This window comes from Pedobacter hiemivivus (assembly GCF_004331685.1).
GTDB classification, from domain to species: Bacteria; Bacteroidota; Bacteroidia; order Sphingobacteriales; family Sphingobacteriaceae; genus Pedobacter; species Pedobacter hiemivivus.
In genome coordinates, this window is the sequence record NZ_SJSM01000005.1 from 24,324 (window position 1) to 47,298 (window position 22,975).

General features: G+C 39.2%; 19 protein-coding genes. 4 read left to right on the plus strand and 15 right to left on the minus strand.

The window, feature by feature from the left end:
- Window positions 1-133 precede the first annotated feature (133 nt).
- Both EZ444_RS10710 and EZ444_RS10715 read right to left on the minus strand, forming a co-directional pair.
- Window positions 134-1,153: a cytochrome d ubiquinol oxidase subunit II gene (locus tag EZ444_RS10710; protein WP_131608744.1), complete on the minus strand. Its 1,020-nt coding sequence runs from the start codon at window positions 1,151-1,153 to the stop codon at window positions 134-136.
- Window positions 1,150-2,484: a cytochrome ubiquinol oxidase subunit I gene (locus EZ444_RS10715; protein WP_131608745.1), complete on the minus strand. Its 1,335-nt coding sequence runs from the start codon at window positions 2,482-2,484 to the stop codon at window positions 1,150-1,152. The genes EZ444_RS10710 and EZ444_RS10715 overlap by 4 nt, the downstream gene beginning before the upstream one ends.
- Before the next feature lie 201 nt (window positions 2,485-2,685).
- On the opposite strand from EZ444_RS10715, the gene EZ444_RS10720 reads away from it, so the two are divergent.
- A complete protein-coding gene (locus tag EZ444_RS10720; protein ID WP_131608746.1) occupies window positions 2,686-3,492 on the plus strand; it encodes a hypothetical protein in 807 nt (268 codons plus the stop codon).
- Here the strand turns inward: EZ444_RS10720 and EZ444_RS10725 are convergent, their stop codons facing one another.
- Window positions 3,493-6,057 carry a M1 family metallopeptidase gene (locus EZ444_RS10725; protein ID WP_131608747.1) on the minus strand — a complete coding sequence of 855 codons (2,565 nt, stop codon included), beginning with the start codon at window positions 6,055-6,057 and terminating at the stop codon, window positions 3,493-3,495.
- A gap of 147 nt (window positions 6,058-6,204) precedes the next feature.
- Between EZ444_RS10725 and EZ444_RS10730 the strand changes: the two genes are divergently transcribed.
- Window positions 6,205-7,053, plus strand: a complete 849-nt coding sequence (locus EZ444_RS10730) for a DUF2911 domain-containing protein (protein WP_131608748.1) — start codon at window positions 6,205-6,207, stop codon at window positions 7,051-7,053.
- A gap of 98 nt (window positions 7,054-7,151) precedes the next feature.
- On the opposite strand, the gene EZ444_RS10735 is transcribed toward EZ444_RS10730, so the two are convergent.
- The 5 genes from EZ444_RS10735 to EZ444_RS10755 form a co-directional block, all read right to left on the minus strand.
- The gene (locus EZ444_RS10735; RefSeq protein ID WP_131608749.1) at window positions 7,152-8,381 is read right to left on the minus strand and encodes a hypothetical protein; all 1,230 of its coding nucleotides are present in this window, start codon (window positions 8,379-8,381) and stop codon (window positions 7,152-7,154) included.
- Complete coding sequence (locus EZ444_RS10740; RefSeq protein WP_131608750.1) at window positions 8,378-8,824, minus strand: Rieske 2Fe-2S domain-containing protein; 447 nt, start codon at window positions 8,822-8,824, stop codon at window positions 8,378-8,380. Before EZ444_RS10740 ends, EZ444_RS10735 begins: the two co-directional genes overlap by 4 nt.
- Before the next feature lie 2 nt (window positions 8,825-8,826).
- Entirely contained in the window at window positions 8,827-10,029 is a 1,203-nt protein-coding gene (locus tag EZ444_RS10745) for a di-heme oxidoredictase family protein (RefSeq protein ID WP_131608751.1), read from the minus strand.
- 93 nt (window positions 10,030-10,122) lie between these two features.
- Window positions 10,123-11,364: a hypothetical protein gene (locus tag EZ444_RS10750; RefSeq protein WP_131608752.1), complete on the minus strand. Its 1,242-nt coding sequence runs from the start codon at window positions 11,362-11,364 to the stop codon at window positions 10,123-10,125.
- Between the two features lie 64 nt (window positions 11,365-11,428).
- Entirely contained in the window at window positions 11,429-13,171 is a 1,743-nt protein-coding gene (locus EZ444_RS10755) for an ABC transporter ATP-binding protein (protein ID WP_131608753.1), read from the minus strand.
- 169 nt (window positions 13,172-13,340) lie between these two features.
- On the opposite strand from EZ444_RS10755, the gene EZ444_RS10760 reads away from it, so the two are divergent.
- Complete coding sequence (locus tag EZ444_RS10760; protein ID WP_131608754.1) at window positions 13,341-14,159, plus strand: alpha/beta hydrolase family esterase; 819 nt, start codon at window positions 13,341-13,343, stop codon at window positions 14,157-14,159.
- 98 nt (window positions 14,160-14,257) lie between these two features.
- Window positions 14,258-14,920, plus strand: coding sequence for an NAD-dependent epimerase/dehydratase family protein (locus tag EZ444_RS10765; protein WP_131608755.1), 663 nt, complete (start codon window positions 14,258-14,260; stop codon window positions 14,918-14,920).
- Between the two features lies 1 nt (window position 14,921).
- On the opposite strand, the gene EZ444_RS10770 is transcribed toward EZ444_RS10765, so the two are convergent.
- From EZ444_RS10770 to EZ444_RS10800, 7 genes are all read right to left on the minus strand, one after another.
- Window positions 14,922-15,272, minus strand: coding sequence for a DUF2200 domain-containing protein (locus tag EZ444_RS10770; RefSeq protein WP_131608756.1), 351 nt, complete (start codon window positions 15,270-15,272; stop codon window positions 14,922-14,924).
- A 1-nt stretch (window position 15,273) separates the two neighbouring features.
- Window positions 15,274-15,675 carry a YybH family protein gene (locus tag EZ444_RS10775; protein WP_131608757.1) on the minus strand — a complete coding sequence of 134 codons (402 nt, stop codon included), beginning with the start codon at window positions 15,673-15,675 and terminating at the stop codon, window positions 15,274-15,276.
- 430 nt (window positions 15,676-16,105) lie between these two features.
- Entirely contained in the window at window positions 16,106-17,377 is a 1,272-nt protein-coding gene (locus EZ444_RS10780; RefSeq protein ID WP_131608758.1) for a polysaccharide pyruvyl transferase family protein, read from the minus strand.
- Window positions 17,378-17,386: 9 nt separating this feature from the next.
- Window positions 17,387-18,760 carry an SGNH/GDSL hydrolase family protein gene (locus tag EZ444_RS10785; RefSeq protein WP_165503588.1) on the minus strand — a complete coding sequence of 458 codons (1,374 nt, stop codon included), beginning with the start codon at window positions 18,758-18,760 and terminating at the stop codon, window positions 17,387-17,389.
- Between the two features lie 16 nt (window positions 18,761-18,776).
- On the minus strand, window positions 18,777-20,150 hold the full coding sequence (locus tag EZ444_RS10790; RefSeq protein WP_131608760.1) for an alpha-L-fucosidase: 1,374 nt from the start codon (window positions 20,148-20,150) through the stop codon (window positions 18,777-18,779).
- A complete protein-coding gene (locus tag EZ444_RS10795) occupies window positions 20,151-22,070 on the minus strand; it encodes a heparinase II/III family protein (protein ID WP_131608761.1) in 1,920 nt (639 codons plus the stop codon).
- 10 nt (window positions 22,071-22,080) lie between these two features.
- On the minus strand, window positions 22,081-22,974 hold the full coding sequence (locus EZ444_RS10800) for a DUF5017 domain-containing protein (RefSeq protein WP_131608762.1): 894 nt from the start codon (window positions 22,972-22,974) through the stop codon (window positions 22,081-22,083).
- Window position 22,975 lies beyond the last annotated feature (1 nt).

Consider the following 22,975-nt stretch of genomic DNA (forward strand, 5'->3'; position numbering starts at 1 on the left):
CCCATTACATATTAATGGAATTATTAATTCATCAATTTATAAAAGACCACGAATTAAGCACAAAAACCACTCTATTAGAAATTGTTATCGTAATTTGTTACACAAGCATCCAAACTTTAGGATTATTTTTTTGCTAATGATCAGCAATTATCTCTTTAGGTTTCTGGAAAATATAGATTAAATAAACCAAGGCTGGTAAAATGAATAGACTACCAATAAGCAATGCATACCCTAATGAGGCTATCGTTTTTACTTGCCCCTGGTGGGCAACAAGAGAAAGATTTTCACCATTTTTTAGCAATACGATATCAGGAAAATGTGTATACGTTGCAGCAAACAAAATCATAGCCACCTGAAACCCTGCTAACAATCGCAACAGAATCGGTTTATCCTTATTTAGTGCATAAAACATAATAATTAAAGAAATACTTGCTGCAATAATTGCAATTAAGCCCGGCGTATCGCCAAAAATCCATGTGGCTAACGGAATATGCTCCGCATAGGCTGCAGCAAAAACCAAAGCTCCACAAAACATAACGATAAAGATCGCGCGCTTCGCTTTCCCAACAAAATGCTGTCTGTCGCCATCATTATCTGTTTGTCCAATGATAAAAATAATAGCCAGGAAACCACAAATACTCACCGTAAAGATCCCTACGGCTACAGAAAACCAGTTTAACCAGCTAAAAATATAAGCCGACACAAAATCATTTGCCTGGGGATCAATCTGTCCTGAAACAGAGCTAGCCGCAATAATTCCTAAAAAAAATGGGGTAATTAAGCTCGAATACACAAAAATTGGGGTATACACTTTTTGCATATCATCTTTCACCGCATCATAGTTCCTGAAGACAAAAGCCGTCCCCCTTGCAATGATCCCCAACAGCATACACACCAATGGAATGTGTAAGTAAACCGAGATCGTAGTATATATTTTAGGGAACCCTACAAATAAGATCACTACCGCAATAATAAGCCACATATGATTAGCTTCCCAAATAGGCCCAATGGCCTTATACATCGTTTTACGAGTTTTGGCTTTATTGGTTTTAGAGGTAAACAATTCGATAATACCGGCACCAAAATCAGCTCCACCCAGCAGAATGTACAACAAAATGGAAGTCCAAAGGAAAATAATAACTACATAAATCATAATTGCTCATCTTTTGATTGGTTTGCGGAATCATACAATTTGTCGACCATACTGATCTGTCTAAATAACAATAAACTTACGATGACAGCCAAAGAAATATACACCGCTGTAAATAAGTAAAAGGAATAAGCGATACCGGGCATAGGCGTTACGGCATCTGCCGTTCGCATCACGCCCCGAATGATCCAGGGCTGTCGACCTACTTCTGTAACCGTCCAGCCAGCTTCGAGGGCTATAAAACCCAAAGGAGTTGCGATGACAAACAATTTTAACAACCAACGACTACGTAGCCAATCCTTTTTCTTCCACAAAGCGATGAAATATAAAACAGCAATTAATACCATAGCCATCCCTAAGCCGACCATAATCTGAAAAGCATAATGGGTAACCGTTACTGGTGGCTGGTCTTCCTGAGGAACACTATCGAGTCCCTTAACTTCTCCATTAAAATCGCCTGTAGCCATAAAACTCAATAAGCCGGGAATTCTAATCGCATAATCCACTTTCTTATTCGCCGTATCCGGTATCCCACCTATGATGAGCGGCGCAAATCTTTCGGTATGAAAATGAGCTTCCATGGCCGCTAACTTTTCTGGTTGTCGCTTAGCCACATCTTTGGCCGAGATATCACCACTTAAAGGTTGCAGACAGGCTGCTACAGTACCAAATACAGCAGCAATTTTAAACGCTGTACTATGAAATTTCACACTTTTTCCTTTAAGGATCATTAAAGCATGAATACCTGCAACCGCAAAACCTGTTGAAACAAATGCGGCGATACACATGTGCAGCGATTGAGAAAACCAAGCCTCATTAAACATGGCTTTTATAGGGTCTATGTTTAAATACTGTCCGTTTACATAATCAAAACCGGCAGGACTATTCATCCAGGCATTTGCGGCAACCACCAGAATTCCTGAAAGTAAGCCGCTGATACCAACAACCACTCCTGTTGCCCAATGAAACCATGGATTGAGCCTATTCCAACCATAGAGATAAAAGCCCAATGCAATCGCTTCAATAAAAAATGCCGTTCCCTCCAAAGAAAACGGCATTCCAAATATCGGTCCAGCGTGCTCCATAAATTTGGGCCAAAGCAGGCCGAGTTCAAAAGACAATACAGTGCCCGAAACTGCTCCCGTGGCAAAGAATATAGCTACTCCCTTACTCCAGGCTTTGGTCACATCCCGGTAGACTACTTTTTTTGTCCTGAGCCAATAAAAATGGGCTAGAGACATAAAAAAAGGCATTACCATACCGATACAGGCAAAAACAATATGAAAGCCTAAGGAGAAGGCCATCTGGAGGCGGGCAGCTAAAAAATCGTCCATAATATAATTTAATAAACGTACGTGCTAAAAAGAAATCGTGCCGTAAAAGTACTGCTTATCCAATCATCCAATGCATGTTTTTCAATGAAAATTTATCTATTGAATGAAATAATTTAATATGAATATTTTTTTTTTATACGCTAAACATCGAGAGGTTTACCAATAAAAATTCTGATAAAATCAACATAAATCAATTGAACCATGAGCAATTTAAAACATTATCACTTTTCAGCTCTCTTTGCATTATTGTTAGTACTGGCTTGTAAAAAAAATCAAAACACTAAAATAGAGATCATAGCGCCCGAACCACCCGCCGTAATTAAAAAATTTATTCCTATAAAGCTTGAAGGTTCCGGATTAATTATCAACTTAAAATATATGGAAAACACGACATTACTCACAGAAATTTCTGAAGCAGCAGGCGTCAAAGCCCTCATCATTTATGATGCAGATCAATATCCATCCATACTTGAAAAATATCAGCGCGACAAATTAATTTATAAAACGTATTACAGAAAGGAGGATAAAAAAACAATCAACAAAATGCTGATGTTCGATTATAACGACCTTCAACACAATTTCAGTCCAATAGGATTCTACACACTAAGCTATAATAATCTGCAACAGGTCAGCACAATTAATTATTACAACAAATCAGATCAGCTGACAGATACCCATATCCAATCCTACACCACATCTGGAAACCTATCAACAGTAAACGCAACCAATAATTTAGGATCGACAAATGTGCATACTTATATCTTTGATCAAAAAAACGGTATTGCCAGTAATATCCGCTACACTCAACTGCTTGCGTTTGAATTCGAACATTGGTTCCTAAGCTACTGCATTAACAATCTACTCAATTATCGAAACCAGAAATTTCCATTGGAAAATGTAGATTTCAGCTATGAATACAATGCAGATGGCTACCCTTCAAAAATGATCATCACCAAAAACAAAAGCATACAAAGTATTAAAATAACCTACAAATCCATCGAACTATAACTACTGTAAAAGCTTTTGTGCCCTGAACAAGTTATCGGAAGATTGTAATATCTTGGCCTTTAATTTAGGGTTATAATCAGGATGATTTTTTAAAAAATCAGTCACAATAGTAGCGGCCTCTGCACTTTGATAATAACCGAATGTAGCTTGTAACCAACTTTGAGGGAAGAAGATATCACCTGTAGTTTGGATCTCCTCCAGCAGTTCCAAACTTTTCTGCAGATATTTCACAGAAGTCGACTGTCTTAAAGGATGGTGCAGGTAGTAAAGTGCCGCTCCTACATTAGATTCCTTTTGTCTGTTTACTTTCTGCTCGAGGCTCTTAAAGAACTGATCTCTTTCTGCCTGATTGGAAGAAAGCGCAGGCATGATGAACTCAAACCGAATCTTTCTATCCGCGTCAGTAATACGTAACAGTTGATCCTTCAAAATATTGGAATCGTTCCCCGCTCTTAATGCCAAAGAAAAAGCTAATCCGGTATAGTCATCTTCAGAAAGCTTCAAGCCTTCAGGGGCTTTTTTTGTTTTCCAAATATCATATAACTTACTGTTGGCATCCTGACTTAAGAACACGTCCTGATAAGCTTTAAACAACAGTTTTTTAGAATTAGGTGCGAGCTGTATCAACATAGCACTCCAAATTCTTTTTTCCAGTAATTCGCCTAAACTGATTCGCTCCTGGGGAGTCATAAATTCCCAATAAATGGTACCTATATAATTTGTCATCAATTTGAGATTCAATTCTTCCTTTTCTTTTCTCAACCCATCCAGAAAAAGGGTTAACAATTCTGCAGGTTTCACAGACCTGCTATTCAGCATATTCTCATATAGCGAAATATATGCCGCAGCACGATTTAGTGGTTTATCAATGGTATACAATTGAGGAAACATTGCCCGATCTATCGGCCATAAACCATAACCTTGTCCAGAAGAATTGAACAAAACAAATAATGGCAGGTCCATTCCCTCCACTTCTTTCAATTCAACCTGTGGAGCGTTTAAATTAACCGTTACTTCCTTCGTATGATCAGGGTAATATAAAGTCAGTTCAAAAAACTGAGGCCAAATCCTCTCCCTACCATACTCTGCAACCTGTTTGATTACAAATTTGTTTATTTTATCACCTTTCTTTTCTATGGTATATTCCAGCACTGGTCTTCCAGGTTCATTTACCCACACTTTATTCCAGGCTTGTAAGTCAGCATCCGCATATTTATCCAAAATGGTAATCAAATCGGGCCAGGATGCATTGCTATTGGCAAACTTCTTAAGGTATTCTCTTACCCCTTGCTTAAATTTGTCTTTTCCCATCAAACGCTCCAACTGCTGCATCATAATAGGAGCCTTATGATAAATGATATTTCCATACAAAGTCCCTGCATCTTTTAAGTTATCCAACTCCTGTCTTATCGGATTAGACCCCGTCGTACGATCCACACCATAAGCTGCAGGAAAATGATCCACTAAAAATTTCAAATCAAATACATCTTTACCAACAGTACCTTCCGCACTTTTATCAGCCATAAAATTGGCGAACACTTCTTTCATCCAAACATCAGTAAACCAGTTCATCGTTACCAAATCACCAAACCACATGTGTGCAGTCTCGTGGGCAATCAGGTTACTTCTAGAATTCAACTGATCTTTTGTAGCTGTTCCATCCAAAAACAAGGTTGAAGCCTTGTATTGTACCGCCCCCACATGCTCCATTCCGCCAAATTGGAAATCGGGAATGGCGGCAAAACCAAATTTCTGAAATGGATATGCAATGCCTGTCCAGTCTTCAAAATACTTAAGGGCATCCGTATGGATCTTAAATAGCTCATGCATGCTGTACCGTATTTTTGCTGTATCCGTTTCTCTGTACAAAAAGTCCGTGTTCATCTGTCCTACGCTACCTTTTTGGAGTTCAAATTTTCCGGCGACAAATGAGAACAGATAGGTACTTAAAATATCGGATGTTACAAAACGATAAATTTTACGACCATTTAACAGCGTCGAATCTTTTAATGGCGCATTTGCCATTGCTTTCCAGCTTACCGGAACTTTTAAAGTTAAATTATAGGTGGCCTTTAAATCGGGCTGATCAAAGCATGGAAAAACAGTTCTTGCTCGATCTGGAACAAATAAAGTATATAAATAATCTCCATTGCGGTTCAAAGCAGATTCACCTGCCTGAAATTCTATTTTAACTTGATTAACTCCTTTTTTTAGGTATTTAGCGACTATTAGCAAGTGTTCTTTATTGTGTTGAATGGGAACGACCTTCTCATTTACAACCAGTTTTTTCAATTTCTCAGGGTCCTCTTTGAAGTCAAGCTGTAAAATCTGTTTGTTTTCAGTTAAATTAAAGCTTAGCACCTCTATAGCAGCAATTTTTTCCGCTTTTTTAGCAGGAATATCAAATTCAAGTGCATAATGAATGTCACTTATAGTTGCTTTTCTATGTATAGCCAGTTTTTTTGAAACACCAGTTTCAACTTCCTGTCCAATCACCTGCTTAGCGGCAATCAATAAAATAAAAAAAACAATAAAGCCAGATAAAGCGTTCCGTGTATTAACCATAGCAGCTAATTTAAGTATGATTTTCTAATTTCTTCGTCAAGTTTCCACTTAGCCCTTATATTTAATACAGAATATACAATGATAGGTGTAGATTAGTAGCATCAAATTTATAATTGGTTAATTAACCTTTTAAATATATATATTCATATGAAACAGACTATTAAAGCAATTTTGTTGTTCGCGTTAACCGTATCATTAACGGCTGACCTTCAAGCTCAAGGCTTAAAAATGCCTCAACCGAGCACAAGTCAAACTGTTACCCAGAACTTTGGGTTAGGTAAAATCACCCTTAATTATTCTCGTCCCAATGTAAAAGGTCGTAAAATTTTTGGCGATCTGGAGCCTTATGGATCGGTATGGCGTACTGGTGCAAACTCGGCTACTACAATCAGTTTTACTGAACCTGTTAAAATTGATGGTAAAGAGTTACCTGCTGGCGAATATGGTTTATTTACCATTCCAGGCAAAGATGAATGGACAGTTATATTCAACAAAGGCGCGAAACAATGGGGATCTTATGAATATAAAGAAGCTGATGATGCTTTAAGAGTTAAAGTTAAAGCCAACAAATTGAAAGATAAAGTTGAAACTTTCACTATTCAATTTACCGATGTATACCCTACAACTGCTAAATTACAATTGATGTGGGAAAATACTGGTATAAGTGTAGACATGACCACTGAAGTGGATGCTACAGTAATGGCTAGTATTGATGCAGCGATGAAAGGCGAGAAAAAACCTTACTTCCAGGCAGCTCAGTATTATTATGCAAATGATAAGGATTTAAATAAAGCTTTAGAATGGGCTACTGCAGCAGATGCTGCTGATGGTAAAGCACCCTGGATAAAATTATTAAAAGGCCGTATCCAATTAAAAACGGGCGATAAAGCAGGTGCTGCAAAAACAGCTGCATCTGGTTTGCAATTAGCTACAGAGATGAAAAATCCTGAGTATGTTCGTTTACATACTCAATTACTAAACGAGGCTAAGAAATAGTCTCCTTTGTTTTATTACAAAAGCCGGATATTTTAGTAAATATCCGGCTTTTGTATGTCTAATACACGAAGTCTGAGATCGCTCTCCAATCATCAACATTAAAAGTAAGTAGATAACCCGAATTGAATAGCAGCTGTTTTGGCAGGTGGATTACCTAAAAGATCTTTTTGCTGCTGTATTCTATAACTCATTCTTAATACAGTTTGCGGTCTTGGTCTAAAGCTAAGCCCTGGCATTATACTCCATAACTGATCCCCAATATTTTCACCAGTTTCTACAAACTTGCCGACATTCCAATCCACATATTCCAGTCGACAGGCAAGACTAACCGTCGCCTTTTGCCAGCCCAATATTGTCTTTTTTAAAATCGGTTGAACGATATCTGCAAACCCGCCCTGCTGCCTATTACCGAATTGCTGAGTATACGTTGAAGGAACATTTACCTTAATCCAAGCCCACTCTGCAGTAATAAAAGTATGGAGTCGCGGTAAAGTAGTATTAAAATCTACCGCAAATACATCCAATCGTCTTTTATCATCGATCACAATCCCATCATCCTGCCATTTGTTATAGATCCCACCCATATAGGACAATCCTATTTCTCCTATTTTATTGTGTCTTACCGCAATTTTTCCGGTTAGCAAAGGTTGTCCACTTGCCATTTCTTCAAATCTTTCCGTATTTTCCTTAGCCGCAGGCAAAAAGGTCCTATTTTCCACATTGGCAATAATCGAATTGTCAAAGCCACTTGAAGCGTAGAGTTCATATCCAAACATCCAATTGGTATTGTAGTATTTGCCATAAATACCAAATCCAGCATTGCTCCAAGTTGCTGGTAGCATCTGTGTCATGGCAATAGGCCGATCTGTAAACTCCCACTTTGGCCCATCATGATTCTGATTAAATGCACCTATAGGATTCATGATCATTCCACCTCTTAAATTCAACAATGGGTGAAGTTCAAGATCCAATGCAGCAAATTCTATGGCGATTTCCTTATCGGCAGGTTCAAATTCAATTTCTGACAAGAATTTAATTCGTTTTCCAATACTAGATGCCACAAACAAGGTCATTCTTCTAAACTGAAACTGCTGTCCATCAGAAATGCCATCTGTACCTGTGTATTGCCAGTTGGCTTCCATATATCCTCCAACTGAGACCGGTAATTTCCCTACCGCTACAAATGGACGATCATATACAGCATCCATATTCAATGTTTGCTTTACGGTATCACTCCCCGGCTTTTTTAAAAGTTTGGGATCTATCTGAGCCTTGACCGTAAGGCTGGTGATTAGAATGATAGTTAATATAGTAGCTAATTTCTTCATACTGCTTTTAGCGAAATTTTGAGATGATCTTGTTCAATCGTTATGGGGAATGTGCGTAAATCGGTATCCGCAGGTCCATTTTGCATGATTCCTTTGTTGTTAAATTCACTACCATGAGCAGGGCATTGTAGCTTATCTCCAAATACCTGTAACTCTGTACCCTGGTGCGTACATTGCATCCATAATGCACTATAGGTCTGCGCATCAAAACGGTACACACAGATGGGGTATTTCAAAAGGTCATTGTTAATGATCACATACCGCTTAAACTCCTTTTTACTTGCCTTTTTGATTTCGAAATCTGTTATTGGCACAATTAAATTACTATCTGCTATTTCTCCTGTTAATACTTGTAGCGAACCGCAGCTTTCTAAAAGGGTAGAAATTCCAATTCCGCCTAAGCAGGCAAAGCCACATGTTTTTAAAAAATCTTTTCTTTCCATGGTTATAGTGAGCGTAAGAATTTAAGTAGATTGTTTTTTTCAGTGGCAGAAAGTTGGACAAATTTATTCTTTGCTGAGGTCGCCTCTCCTCCATGTAACTGTATGGCTTCTTCAATACTTTTCGCCCGCCCATCGTGCATTAAATGATATCCTCCACCTTGCGAATTTGCAGAGAGCCCTAAGCCCCACAATGGTGGTGTTCGCCATTCATAAGTCTTTGCAGAACCTTCTGTGTAACCATCATCCAACCCCGGCCCCATATCGTGTAGCAATAGGTCCGTGTAGGGTTGAAAAGTGGCATTTGATAAGGCTTTGATAGATGAAGGGCCTGTTTTGAGCGTAGGTTTGTGACAACCAGAGCAATTGATACGGTCAAATATTAACCGACCATTTTGAACTTCTGGATCTCCTTGATTGCGTTGAATTGGTGACTTTAGTGTTTGTAAGTAAAACACAACATTGTTTACGGTTTGAGTAGAAATTTCCGGATCGATGGTTAGGTGAGTATAAACATCTACTGGATCATAGCTAGAGGCAATACCGATATCCTGGTTGTATGCATTAACGGTTTGGTGCAGTAAATTATAGGCCGCCGCTTTTTTACCAAACCGATGAATGTACTTCCCATTTTTAGGAATAGCGTTGTTAAATGGCGTTACATAATTAGGTAAGCTACCATAGTTCGGAACTCCAGAAATGCCATCATGATCAAGGTCATCTGGATCAGCCATAGCCAAAATATCTGTATCAGAAACGAGTTCAAAAAAACCTAATCCAGTATTTGCAGGTGGCGTAAATTTAGAGAAAGTCGCTCCGGCTGGTATTTGTTCGGGCATATGCCCAGGTATTGCCCTATTTTGTAATTGCGGTCCACCCTGAGCTAAGAACTTGTTACCGGTTTCATCAATCTGCCCAAATCTGGTGAGTGTGGTAAAAGGGTGTCCTTTACCGTCTCCAGCGTGACAACTGCCACAACTGGTAGCAACAAAGATTGGCCCCAATCCCATTTCTGGTGTAAAAACTTCATCATTAAAAGCCACGTCTCCCAAGAGAAACCGCTGGCTTTGCTCGTAGCTTAATTCTGCTACGGGGCCGTCAAGCAACTCATCCTCTGGAGCCGCTGATGGCATGACCTTCTCGCAAGCCACCATTAAGGCAACCAGACTGCAGAGAGATCCAAGCGTAAAAAATAATCGTGTTGACATTTCGTTAGGTTATTTTACAAACCTAACTATAAAAACATAAATAACTAACAATTATTTTAGATTAATCTAACTTTTAAGTAAGGTAAGACTTTTTTACCCTCTATTGAGATATGGAGCATCGGCTAAATAGTGTAAAATAGATTCAGGATCTTTATCTGCCACCTGATTGGCGGTGAATTCCTGAAGGTGCCCTAATTTTAACAAAGAGCCACAACCAGCATCTTTAAACAGTTTACTTAGTTGTTCATTTTTCTCAATATGATATGCATTGAAAGTCGGAAGTGTATCTATCTCCAGATATTTTTTATCCTCCTTAACAATACTTAAAAGACGTCCAAGTTTTTCACCTTCGAAAGTATCGTTGTTGGTTAGAAATAAGAAAGTGTGGATCATCAGTTTACTTCCATGTAGCTTCACAACAAGATATCCAACTTTCTGACCAGAGACTAAAAAATCGACATGACTCTCGTTTCCGTTCCATCGGTGAGCTATTTCTCGCTGTAAAAAGGTAAGCAACAATATTTGGTGCATGATACCAGGGGTGATATTGATTCTTTTCTGTAGCCTGTCAAAAGTATGCGTACTGATGTATAATTCCAGAGGAATATCAAGACCTGCAGTCATAAATCCCAATTGGGAAGGCTTCACATTAAAGTGCTCCCACTGGAAGTCCGGAGAAACCCAGCCCAGTCGTATAGCAGCCCGCATGCCTTTGCTTGTATCTATCGTCTCTTTTTTAGGTTTAAAAGTGTAGATAATAATATCATTTAAGGGATTAAATGGGGCAAAATAAGGTGTCATTGAAAGATCTGCCCTGTAAATATGGTCATTGTAATCACTCAGAAATATACAGGTTTCAGTTACCAGGTCAATCAATATTTCCTGCAGATCGTGGTGGAACTTACTTTCATGTGAACCGAAAGCAAAATGCTTCTTCATTTCTTTCCGGCTTGGATCACCATTAATTTCAAGCTCGCTCATACTATCGCTTAATGTCATTCCTTCGGAAAGATACCACGCTATCGGGATTTTATTGCCATTCGGTAGCGTCAATTCAACACCGTCCATAAATTGTAGCAACAATTTATTAAACTGAACTATTCTGGCCTTCGCAATATCTGTACCGGGAGCGGCTTTAGCTTTTAGCACTGGATAACGACATTCGTAAAGTTTATCGAAATAAATGGGTGAATACTTTTCCAAGAGGTCTTCACCACCAACAAGTGTAATTAATTTCTTAATACGATCTAAAAACCTTTCCTTTAAAACCTTGCGTTGATGTTCGATATTTGCAGCAGACTTAACTGCTGCTTGTTTCTTTTTCTTTCTATCCATTTTAGCGTTATGTGATATTAGCAATATAACTAAAAATCGCATACAGAATAGGGCTGAAAAAGAACTACCTTCTTTCGCCAATTTGCTGCCGCCACATCGAGTAATACAAACCCTTCTCTTCCAGTAAATCCTGATGTGAACCTGATTCAGAAATCTTTCCTTTTTCCAACACATAAATCACATCGGCATGCATCACGGTAGACAAGCGGTGTGCGATCAGGATCGTCATCTGTTTGCGGCTGTCAGATATTTCCCTGATCGTATTAGAAATCTCCTCCTCTGTCAGGGAATCCAATGCGGAAGTGGCCTCATCGAAAATCAGCAAACGGGGTTCTCTTAATAAGGCCCTGGCAATTGACAAACGTTGCTTTTCACCGCCTGAAAGTTTCATACCATTTTCACCAAGTACAGTATAAATTCCGTTAGAAGCTTTTGCAATTAAACCGGAAGCCGATGCTTTACTAAGCGCAAGGTTGATCTCCTCATCCGTGGCGGTAGGTTTAACAAAGCGCAGGTTATCCTTAATGGTACCTGCATACAGCTGAGTTTCCTGTGTTACAAATCCAATCTGCCTTCTCAGTGGATTGTAGCTAACCCGTGTTGAGGAAATCCCATTGTAACAGATCTCCCCCATAACCGGCCTGTACAAGCCGACAAGAAGTTTAACCAGCGTCGACTTTCCTGAGCCCGAAGGCCCGACAAAGGCTATGGTTTGTCCGGACTTTATGCTAAACGATAAATCGTCTATCGCATTATATCCGGCTGTTTTATGTTTAAATACAACATCATTGAACTCCAGGCTTTGCAAATTGCCTACTTCAACCGAATTATCTGGGCGTTGCTCCACAGGGCGTTTCATCAATCTATCAAAAGTATTCAAAGACGCATCGGCTTCCCGATAAAGAATGATCATGTTTCCAAGATCCTGCAAAGGTGTAAATATTGCGGTTGAAATAAACTGCATCGCGATCAATTCACCCGTAGAAAGTACCTTTCTAAAAATCAGCCACAAGAGGATAAATAGTATGGATTGCTTCAGTATGCTGAGCAAATTTCCCTGTAAAAAAGAAAGCACGCTTACTTTTCTTGCCTTAAGCATCTCGAGGTTAAATATTTTCAGAGTCTGCTCGTTTAACCTCCTGATCTCCGAAAAGGTTAAGCCAAGGCTTTTGACTAATTCTATATTGCGTAGACTTTCGGTAATCACCCCCGCCTGGCTATCCGTCTGTCTGTTAATAGAGCGCTGTATATATTTTATTCTTTTAGAGAGTAATCCGGTAAGCGAGCCCAATAATAGCACTCCGACAAAGAACACGGGCACCAACAGCCAGTTCTTGCTGATACTGTACCAAATCAGAAAGCCAACTCCAACCAATGAAGAAAACAGCACATTGATAAATGCATTGGAAAAACGCTCAGTATCTGTTTTTACCTTTTGCAGTACTGATAAGGTTGTACCACTCCTGCTGTCCTCAAATTCCTGAAAAGATAGCCGAAGCGTTTGTTTCAACCCATCGTTGAAGATATGCATGCCAAAACGTGCTACAGCTTTGCGGGTCACATAATCCTGCGCGGCCTTGCAAAGCCTGGCCAGTATGGCAATTCCTAAGGCCAATAATAGCCAATACAGAATACCACGTATCAGTTCATTTTCGGGAAGTCGATCCTTATTCGTTGCATATTTATCAATGATAAGACCAAATATAATCGGATCGAGCAGGCTGAGTAGTTGTGCCGAGGCCGCAAGTAAAAGCGATATGACAATTAGCAGGCGATGAGGACGAAGATACTTCCATAATATAATCATAGTTTAATGGGGCTCTTACGTTCCATAATCGTATTTCATGTATTTATAACACCTCAATATTGACAATTGTTTAAGTTGTTGTTTTCCAGAAAGACCAATTAAACCATTTGATTTTATTCTACTCTATGGAGTTATAATCACTTTGAGTTTTATAAAACACAGAATAACTATGATTTTAAGATTCCACCTGTTCTGCACCTTTATTCTGGCTGTTTTGCTAGTTCCTTCGATGCCTTCATATGGCCAAAGTGTAAAAATAGAGAATCCCAATCCACAGGTCATGGAATGGAAGATCGGCGACACCATAAGGAAAGCATTGGTGTATATCCCTAATGGCGCTAAAACTAACAAAACGCCCATTATTTTCACTTTTCATGGTCATGGTGGCAACATGGAAAATATGTACAAAACACGGAGATTTGACCAGTTGTGGCCAGAAGCCATCTTTATATGTCCGCAAGGATTGAATACAGTTGGGCAGTTAACCGACCCAGAAGGAAAATTGCCTGGCTGGCAAAAGGGTATTGGAGCATATGGCGACCGCGACTTGAAATTCTTTGATGCTATGCTCGCGTCTTTACAAAAGAACTACCACATTGACACAAATAGGATTTATGTCACTGGGCATTCTAATGGAGGGGGTTTTACCTATCTACTCTGGGCTGCCAGAGGGCCAGTATTCGCGGCTGTGGCACCAACTGCCGCTGTTGCGGCAAAAGTAATGAAACAACTCAAACCAAAACCTGTATTACATCTTTATGGTGAAAAAGATGAGCTCGTAAAAACCCAATGGCAGAAAGCTACTTGCCAGTTCTTGTTAAGATTAAATGATTGCAGTGATACAGGCGTACCTTTTGCAGCTAATGCCATCTTATATAAATCCAGTATCGGCAGCTCTGTAGTGATCTATAGTCATCCCGGAGGACATGCTTATCCTCCTGCTGCCAACCAGGTGATCATCGATTTCTTTAAACAGCAGTCGAAATGATCATACAAAAACATCATCAATAAGATAGATAAAAATGGTTATTTTCGATATATGAGATTTAGCTTATTATACGTGTAGTTTCAATCCAAAAAAACGCAATGAAATTAAAAGTCATCATAACTGGAGCTACCGGAATGGTAGGTGAAGGTGTACTACAAGAATGTATAGCCAACCCAAAAGTAGAAAAAATCTTGTTGATCAACCGCAAGCCAAGTGGATACGCACATTCTAAAATTGAAGAAATCATACACAGTAACTTCAATGATATAGGCCCCATTGTGGATAGCGTAAAAAACTATGATGCCTGTTATTTTTGCCTGGGGGTTTCTTCTCTAGGGATGAACGAAGAGGCTTACACCAAAGTAACCTACAACCTGACTTTAGATTTTGCAAAAATTTTATCAGCAGTCAATCCGCAAATGACATTCTGTTATGTTTCCGGAGCCAGCACCGACAGTACCGAAAAAGGAAAACAAATGTGGGCCAGAGTAAAGGGAAAAACAGAAAATGACCTGATGAAACTTCCGTTTAAAGCTGTTTATAATTTTCGCCCTGCTTTTATGAAACCAACAAAAGGTGCTAAAAACATGAAAGGGATCTATAAAGTGATCAATGTCCTGTTTCCGTTATTTAGAGTTTTTAGTCCCAGTTATTTTCTCACCCTGGAACAGGTGGGAAAAGCAATGATAAATGTGACTATTGATGGATATTCGAAACAGGTTTTAGAAGTAACAGATATACTTTTGCTTTCTAAAACATAGTTTACTTCCTTAGAATCTTATCCATTGCTTTTCCTTTTGCCAATTCATCAATCAATTTATCCAAATAACGTATCTTTTGCATAAGTTCATCTTCGATTTCTTCCACACGGTAACCGCAGATTACACCGGTAATTTTTGAAACGTTTGGATTTATTTGTGGCGCCTGAGCAAAAAAAGTTTCAAAATCAGTCTTGTTATCGAGATGTAGTTGAAATGTTTGTCTATCATATCCAGTCAGCCAAAATATGATTTCATCTACTTCCTCTTTTGTGCGGCCTTTTTTCTCCGCTTTTTGGATGTAATGTGGGTAAACGCCTGCAAAAGACATTTTATATACTCTATTATTATTCATTTTACCCGTTATTAATTAACACAGCAGATCCAAAAGGATTGTCAACTATCCACAACCAATTCCCCTCCTCATTTCTTTTCATTACACAAGAAGTATGGCCTGTCATTTTAATCGGATGTCCATCTGGTGTATTTCCAGTCATTTCCCATTGATCAAGCCACATAACCAGATCATCAACCACAGTTACATGCGGAGTTCCGCCTTTAATATCTAATTTTAATGCGCATATGTTATTCATCGCCGACTGAATCTGATCAAGTCCCCTTAGCTCCTTCCCCTCTCTATCTATATAAACCGCCTGAGTATGAAAGCAACTTAATGCTCCTATTGCATCTCCATTTTTTATACAATGGCGAAAATATGCTACGGCTCCAGTTTCTGTTTTTCTATTAAATTCTTGCATGCTACTTTTTCAACTTTTCTTCATCAAATATAGATTCATTATTAGTAAATTAGAAAACCGTCTTTATTGAAATAAAGACGGTTTTCTAAACAATGATAACACAGCATGTAAGCTATCTTCAATTTTTCTCCTTTTAAACTCATGTCAAATCCAAAAACCAGCATACTATTGCAGGTATTAGAAAGCGTAATCAATCATCATGACAGGATTATGAAGACTACACTTAAACCCGAGAAATGTTTAATATTTTACTAGGTTTTGATATCATATACCCCACCTATTCTATACAGGTTCTCTACGGGTTCTTTACGACTTTAGCCGTAGGGGAGCCGTAAGGAATACGGTATCTAATTGGCATATTTCTTTGTCCCGGCAACACACAGAATCACCCCAGCTGTTACGCCTAACCTAGCAAAAATGATTTAGTTCCTCAAATAGAATCTATAATTTTATGTATTGAGTCTTTTTGCCTTTTGATTACAAATTCCTTTGCCTTAGCCAATTTCTTGAGTGCTTTGGGATAATCTCCATGAATTTCCATCAGTGTATCTCCAATTTGGTTCCCACTGGTAAAATCAATTTCAAAAAGCCATTCTGACAAACCAATATCTGCCCACATCTGTCCCTTTCGAGTATCTGTTGGCTGTCTGAGATGAATAGCAGGGACATTTGATGAAAAGGCAATGATCGGTGAGTGCATTTCGAAACTAATCAGCGCCCTTGCCTGAGCATAGACCGATTGAGCCTCATCCGGAATCCAATAGGTATCCCGCCACACTACCTGTTTTTTCACATCTTCGGGAAGTGGATCTACCAATATTTCTTTGGCTAGCTCAACCTGATAAATAACTTCGGGGCAGGCCAATACCTTTAAGCCGGTTTCCCTTACCCATCTGATGATCACCTCACGAAGTTTTGCATGGTCTGTTTCATTATAATACTGGGAAATCATGTATTTCTTTGACTCCTCCTCTGTGGGCTGTACCCCCTTCATTTTCCAGTATGGCGTATACCGAAGGCGAGGTATCACACAGATAAATTCTCCTTTTTTCAAACCTACCCTATTCAGATAATCAGTTGCAAGCTGATCATTTCTAAGGTTAATCGCAAAAGTTGCATCCGGAGCAAACTCCGTTAACGGGCATTTTGACTTTAAAGATTTTAAATAATCTAATGAAGCAGTATCCCTGCAATATATAAACGAAGCCTTGTTGATTAAGTCTAAAGATGCTACATCACCATCAACCAACGAAATACCGTACATACCAAAAGGCTTACCAGTTTGTTTATACCATGCCCTTAGATCGACTGGAACAACAATCCAGGGACCAGAGCCATGTACCATAATGTCGCATGTTTCAAATGCTTGCTGCAGTTCTGGTGTAGTTGGTTTTCCGTTAGTATCAATTTTTCCAGGAGCAAGTTTTAATTGACTAAAACTCTTCTTTAGCAACTTATCCACACCATTCTCCAGATTATTTGGCCATAGCGTTATCTCAGCCCTAGGGAGATAGGTATTAAACAGCTCCATAATTCCAAAAGTGTGCCCAATATCGCCGATATTAACAGTCTGCCAGGACGAACGCAATAAGATTTTTGCATTGGGTTTAATTGCACCGCTACTGATGGCCCCCATCAGTGGTGCAGCAATAGGAAGTGCAGCAAAGGCCGCCAGATCCTTTATAAATTTTCTTCTTTCCATCTTCAAGTTCTATGGCTTTTTTTCAATTTTAAAAATATGAGGCTTTGGCTGGTTTACCTCGTAAATAGCCGCAGCTAGAACCGGTAATTTCTTTAAGGCCTCTGCTTCTCCATTCTTTTTCAAAATGTAGTTTTTAAATTGTTTCTGATAATATTCATAATGGCCCCCATCTTTTAAAGATTCCAGTCTTTTATCCAGATATTGCTCCACTACAGTTATATCGGATTGATCTTTAAGGCCCGAAAGCTCGTTAAATTCAACAAACCGAAGATTACGAATCACTGCTTCTGCATCCCTGTATTTTACACAGGCATCCATCACATTTATAGCCTGCTGATATTGAGGTGTGTTTTGATATAACGACAGATTAATTCCGGTTAAAAACGCTTCATCGGTAAAGGAAGCAATTAAAACATCATCAATAAAAAGATTATAGCTCCCCGGTTGTAAACTTTTCACCTGCAATAGCTCAGTGTTAAATTCTTCATAAAAAGGAACCCAACTAAGCGCTTTTTTTGCAGATTCTTTAACCGGACAAGGCAGACTCTTTTCAATACATTCAAAACTGAGCACGTTATTTTTATTGGATTGCTTTTTTATTTCTGCGTTAAAGCTATTCTTTTGTGATGCCGACAGGTCATTCCCAATCACTAATTTCGAGACATATTGAGGGGCCTTTGTATCCTTAAGAAACTGGTAAGCCATTACAAAATGACCGGCAGACAAGGGATGTACTCTATCTTTACCGATAATGGTAAATGCAGGATCTTTTGCCTGTTCTTCTCTATTGATACGCAGCAAAACAGTCTGAAAATCGACTAAGCCGGTTTGGTACTTTTCAGATAGGGAATGCATTTGTTCAGCACACCTTTGTAAAGCATCATTAACACCATACAAATTCGGAGTTTCTATAACTGCCGTCTGATCATAAATTGAAGGTTTAAGGAGAATTACATTCCCTACTCGTTTTTTCAAGATACTTACAGCGGCATCTGTATTGCTGTTGTAAGCCGTCAACGCCTTTTCCTTTAACTCATCATTAGCATCTTTTTTCCCATAAAGATCTCGTTTCACATCGTTCATCCCAATCATCATCACCGCATGGGTAGGTTCATGGATCAGAACATCCTTATCCATCCTTTTCAAGATTCCGGCAGCAACATCTCCGGAAATCCCACAATTGAAAAAATTGATTTGTTCCTTCGGGAACCGTGTGGCATAGTACATCCACAAATCATTGTAATACTCCCCGTTATTAGTAATGCTATTACCGACAAAGCAAACCTTACTCCCATTAGGAAAAAGGGATTTATTAAGCGCTTGTGCAAATCCATTTAAGGTATGAATGAACAGCCCCAGGAACAGAATTATTTTATATTTCATATGCATTGACAATAGATTAATTAAAACACTCTATTTTAAATACCCAGGCATGTTCGCATGGCATTGTTGCTGGATTTAAAGTAGGAGCTTGGATCCTTAACTGATCTCCTTTTATGACAGATTTAACTGAAGCTCCAGAACCTAATAAACTTACTTTACCTGCTTTTTTAACCTTACTGATCAGCAGATCAGTTTCTGGCCATTTTGTACAGATCACGTAAAGATCTTTTCCTTTTTGAGTGTAAAAAATAGTTTGGCCCTTACTATGCTGAGGTCTGTTGGCCCATGAAGAAGTACCATATATGGCTTCTCCGTTTACCTTCAGCCAGCTACCCATATCCAATAAACGTTCCTGCATAATTACCGGAATGAGTCCATTGGCATCGGGTCCGATATTAAGCAAAAGATTGCCGCCGTTACTCACTTTATCGATCAGCAAATCGACTAACTGTTTGCTTGAAAAATAATGATCTAAGGTTTCGAACCGATTAAAACCATAGGAAGTTCCTATTCCGCGGCTCTCTTCCCAGGGATGTTCAGCTTTTTCACCTATCCCTTTGGCATCATGTACCAGCTCATATTCAGTTGTGTAATAGCCGCCATGTTTACTTCGTGTTTCTTTTCCCCAACGGTCATTTACCACAACAGTATTTTTCACTGCAGATTCATTATATAACCAGGATAGAAACTTCGTGCTTTTAAGTTTTCCCGATTCATAATCCCATTCCCCGTCCGAAAAGATCACCTCTGGCTTATAACGGTTAACCAAGTCTTTCATTTGAGGCAACATATGGCTCTCCACGTAACTGTCTATAGTTTGGGGTTTATAAAGTGGGTTAGTCCATTCCAGCAGGGAATAATAAAACCCCATCTTCAATCCCTTAGCTTTAACCGCATTGGTAAGATCACCAGCAATATCGCGACGTGGTCCAACATCAACACTGTTCCATTTATTGCTTTCAGCACTGGGCCATAAACAAAATCCATCGTGGTGTTTAGAGGTAAGCACCACATACTTTGCACCTGATTTAACGAAGAGCTCGGCCCATTCATCTGCTTTAAAATATTCTGCTTTAAACATTGGTGCAAAATCGCTGTATTTAAACTGTTCGCCATAAAACTTCCTATGATGCGCACTAAATAATTTATTGCCCTGTATCAGTCTGTTTTCATAATGTTCGGCATATTTTTCGTAAACCCCTTCAACTTCATTAACAGGTGCATAGGCTGGGACTGAATAAAGCCCCCAATGAATAAAGATACCAAACTTAGCATCAGTCCACCAACCCGGAGTTTCTCTTTTATCCAGTGATTGCCATTCGGGCTGATACGTTTGGGAAAAGCTATTCCCAGTTATGGTCATTAGTAATAAGCAGCACAGTAATCTCATTTATCTTAGGGGTTTAAAAGTCATTGAAATGGCACCTTCCTTAACCTGTTTGGTTAAACGGATAGCCAAACGGGTATAAGGTTTTCCTCCTTCAGACAGCTCTTCACTTTTAATTTCAAATTCATTTTTACTCTCTATGGTAACTAACATCTTATCTTTCTTACCGGTGATTTCAATTTGACGGGGATTGATCTGCTTCCAATTTCCCCTTGTAATTAAGGCAGTCTCATAGGTTTGACCATTACTGAAGCTGAAATTGTCACCAACTGTCAGAGATCCCCTTGGCTTGCGGTTGTAAATAAATTCCCTTTCTAGTTTTTTCAGTTCCTTTACCGGGTAAGCTGAAGCAATGTCCATCACCAGCTTATCCTGATCATCAGTAAAGTTAGTACTGATGATATTGGCTTTCGCCGCAGCTCCAGGTACCTGCTCCTGACCTGCAACAAGAGGTACCGGATGCCCATAAGAAGCAATGGTTTTATAAGTGTACCTTTCCGGCCCAAAAGTTTTGGAAGTATAAGGTATAATTCCCGGATCCCCCATCAATACCTCATCTCCAATCACAACAGAGAAAGATCCAATATCGTTGTGGTTATGGTGTTCATTATTGTTGCCTCCTTTAATAGCAACACCCATATCTAAATCCGAGTTTTTCCCCGGCCGAACAGTAAGTACCCCTGCTTGGTCGAAGTAAGACCTGAGTTCAGTACCCTTAGCATTTACGGTAACCTTCGCAGAAGATATTTTTTCGGGGAAAACGGCTAGAATACTTTCAGCCAAATCTGTGGAACGGCCTTCAAAAGTGCTTTTCTTAAAGCTTGAAATATCTATACCAAGGTTCCTATTTACATAATAGAGAATAAATGCGGATGGCTGGGTATAGGGTCTGCAATCACCAATTGAAGGAAATACATCATGGATAATTACTGTCTTGGGAAGAAATTCTGCAATCAGTTTTACCTTGGGGTCTGCAAACAGGTCAATTTGGCCATTAGTGCTTTTGTATACTGTTTCACGTAAAAGAACAAAATGCCCGAAACCATAATTATAATAGCCCAAACCTTCAGTACAATAGCCATCAGGCAGAAAACCATGAACGCCGTTTTTATGATAGCGCTCCGCAATGGCGATAAATTTAGCTCTTTCTGTTTTGTCGTTAATGACAGTTTCGGCAGCACCAACAGTACCTGAAAGACAAACCGCATTAAAGTTATTGGTATTCGTTAAAAAGAAATTCTCCTTGTTGCCAGTGGCAACTGAGTTCAATACAGGATCGAATACCCGCAGCTGCAGGGCTTTGATCGCTTCTGCTTTAACCTTTGGATCGATCTTGTCATCCAGCAGGTATAATGCCTGAGCAATATGATGGGCATAACTTACGGCCGATAACTCGACCAGATATTTTTTCCCCTCAAAATTTACTTTATTATAATCATGTGTAGGATTTACCCATGATTTCTGACGACACAGCTCGAGTATTGCATTTTCTGCTGCCTTGGTATATTTCCCTTGATCCATAAGGCATTCTGCAAATACATACTGTGTTAGCCATAACAACCGTTTTTGAAGCATGTTCTTTCCAGGAACAGAAGTTCCCTTAGTCCAGTAAGCGAGGTAGTCTGAATCGCTCCAGGCTGGAAAAGGTTCGTTTAATGAACTATCGGCACTTTTGAGCAGTTTAGCATATTTCCCGGTCTTAAATAGCCTGTCCCATTCTTTACGATTGTTATAAGTTTCCCCAAATCCAGCAGGTTTTTCCGGCAACATCGCTGCAATTTGCTGAACCCTTTGCATATCCAAGGGCTGCAGTAGTACTATCGGCTTAGAATTGTCATAAACATCATTTTTAAGGGTTTGCCCCTTTACCATACCACCTCCAATCAGAAGCAAAAAGAGCGTAACTTTTTTCAATAATTCCATCTCTACTATTTTATTGCGTTACAGTAATTTCAAATTCCCTGACCACTTTTTTATTGCCATCAATATTGTTATTAAACCCAACTAAAGTTACTTTATAAACACCTGGGTTTTTATACACATAACTATAATTGGTTAATCTGCGTCCCGCGAGATTCTGTATTGCTAATCCAAAATCAGCAACTTCCTTTGTTGCATTTAAATTTAAAGGTCCTGTAACCAGCCAATCTTCATTATCTGCTGAGTTTGCAGCCCCACCATTCATCCTCAATTCAGTTGCAGAAACCACCCATGCAGCAGTTGGATTTTTAAAGTTATAGGCCATCCATGGCCCCGTGGCTAATGAAACAAGGGGCAGGGTTGATTTGTCGGGAAACAAATTACTGATAGAAAAGGCGCGGACAACCCAGGTAGGCTGTGCAACTGTGGGTTTCATTACCGCATCATACTTAAATGCCAGTGCAAAAGGAGTATCGTCTGCAGCATATGTGCTCAGATCAATGATTCCAGATACTGTGCTGGTGGAATTGACAGCCAGCGTTACCTGATCACTGATGTCCGTCCAGTTACTGGCCAATATGTTTTCTGAAGTCTTTCCAAGCAGATTCTTAGTAACCAGAACTTTAAGAGAATTGGCTTGTGCTGTTCCCGCAAGGGCTGTTGTAAACTGTAGCTGCGGAATTCCACGCTCTATCGTCACCACATCTTTATTTGCATACCTGAAGCCACGTTCCCCAGAATAGAAAACAATATTTTCTACATCGCCAGAAAAGTTAAACCTCAGCGTATCATCAACTTTATATTGAAACTTGCTCAGTTGAACTTCGAAGTCAGGTTGAACAACATCCATTTTTTTGCAGGAAACAAACAGTAGCACAGCAAAAAGCAGCATATATATACATTTCATA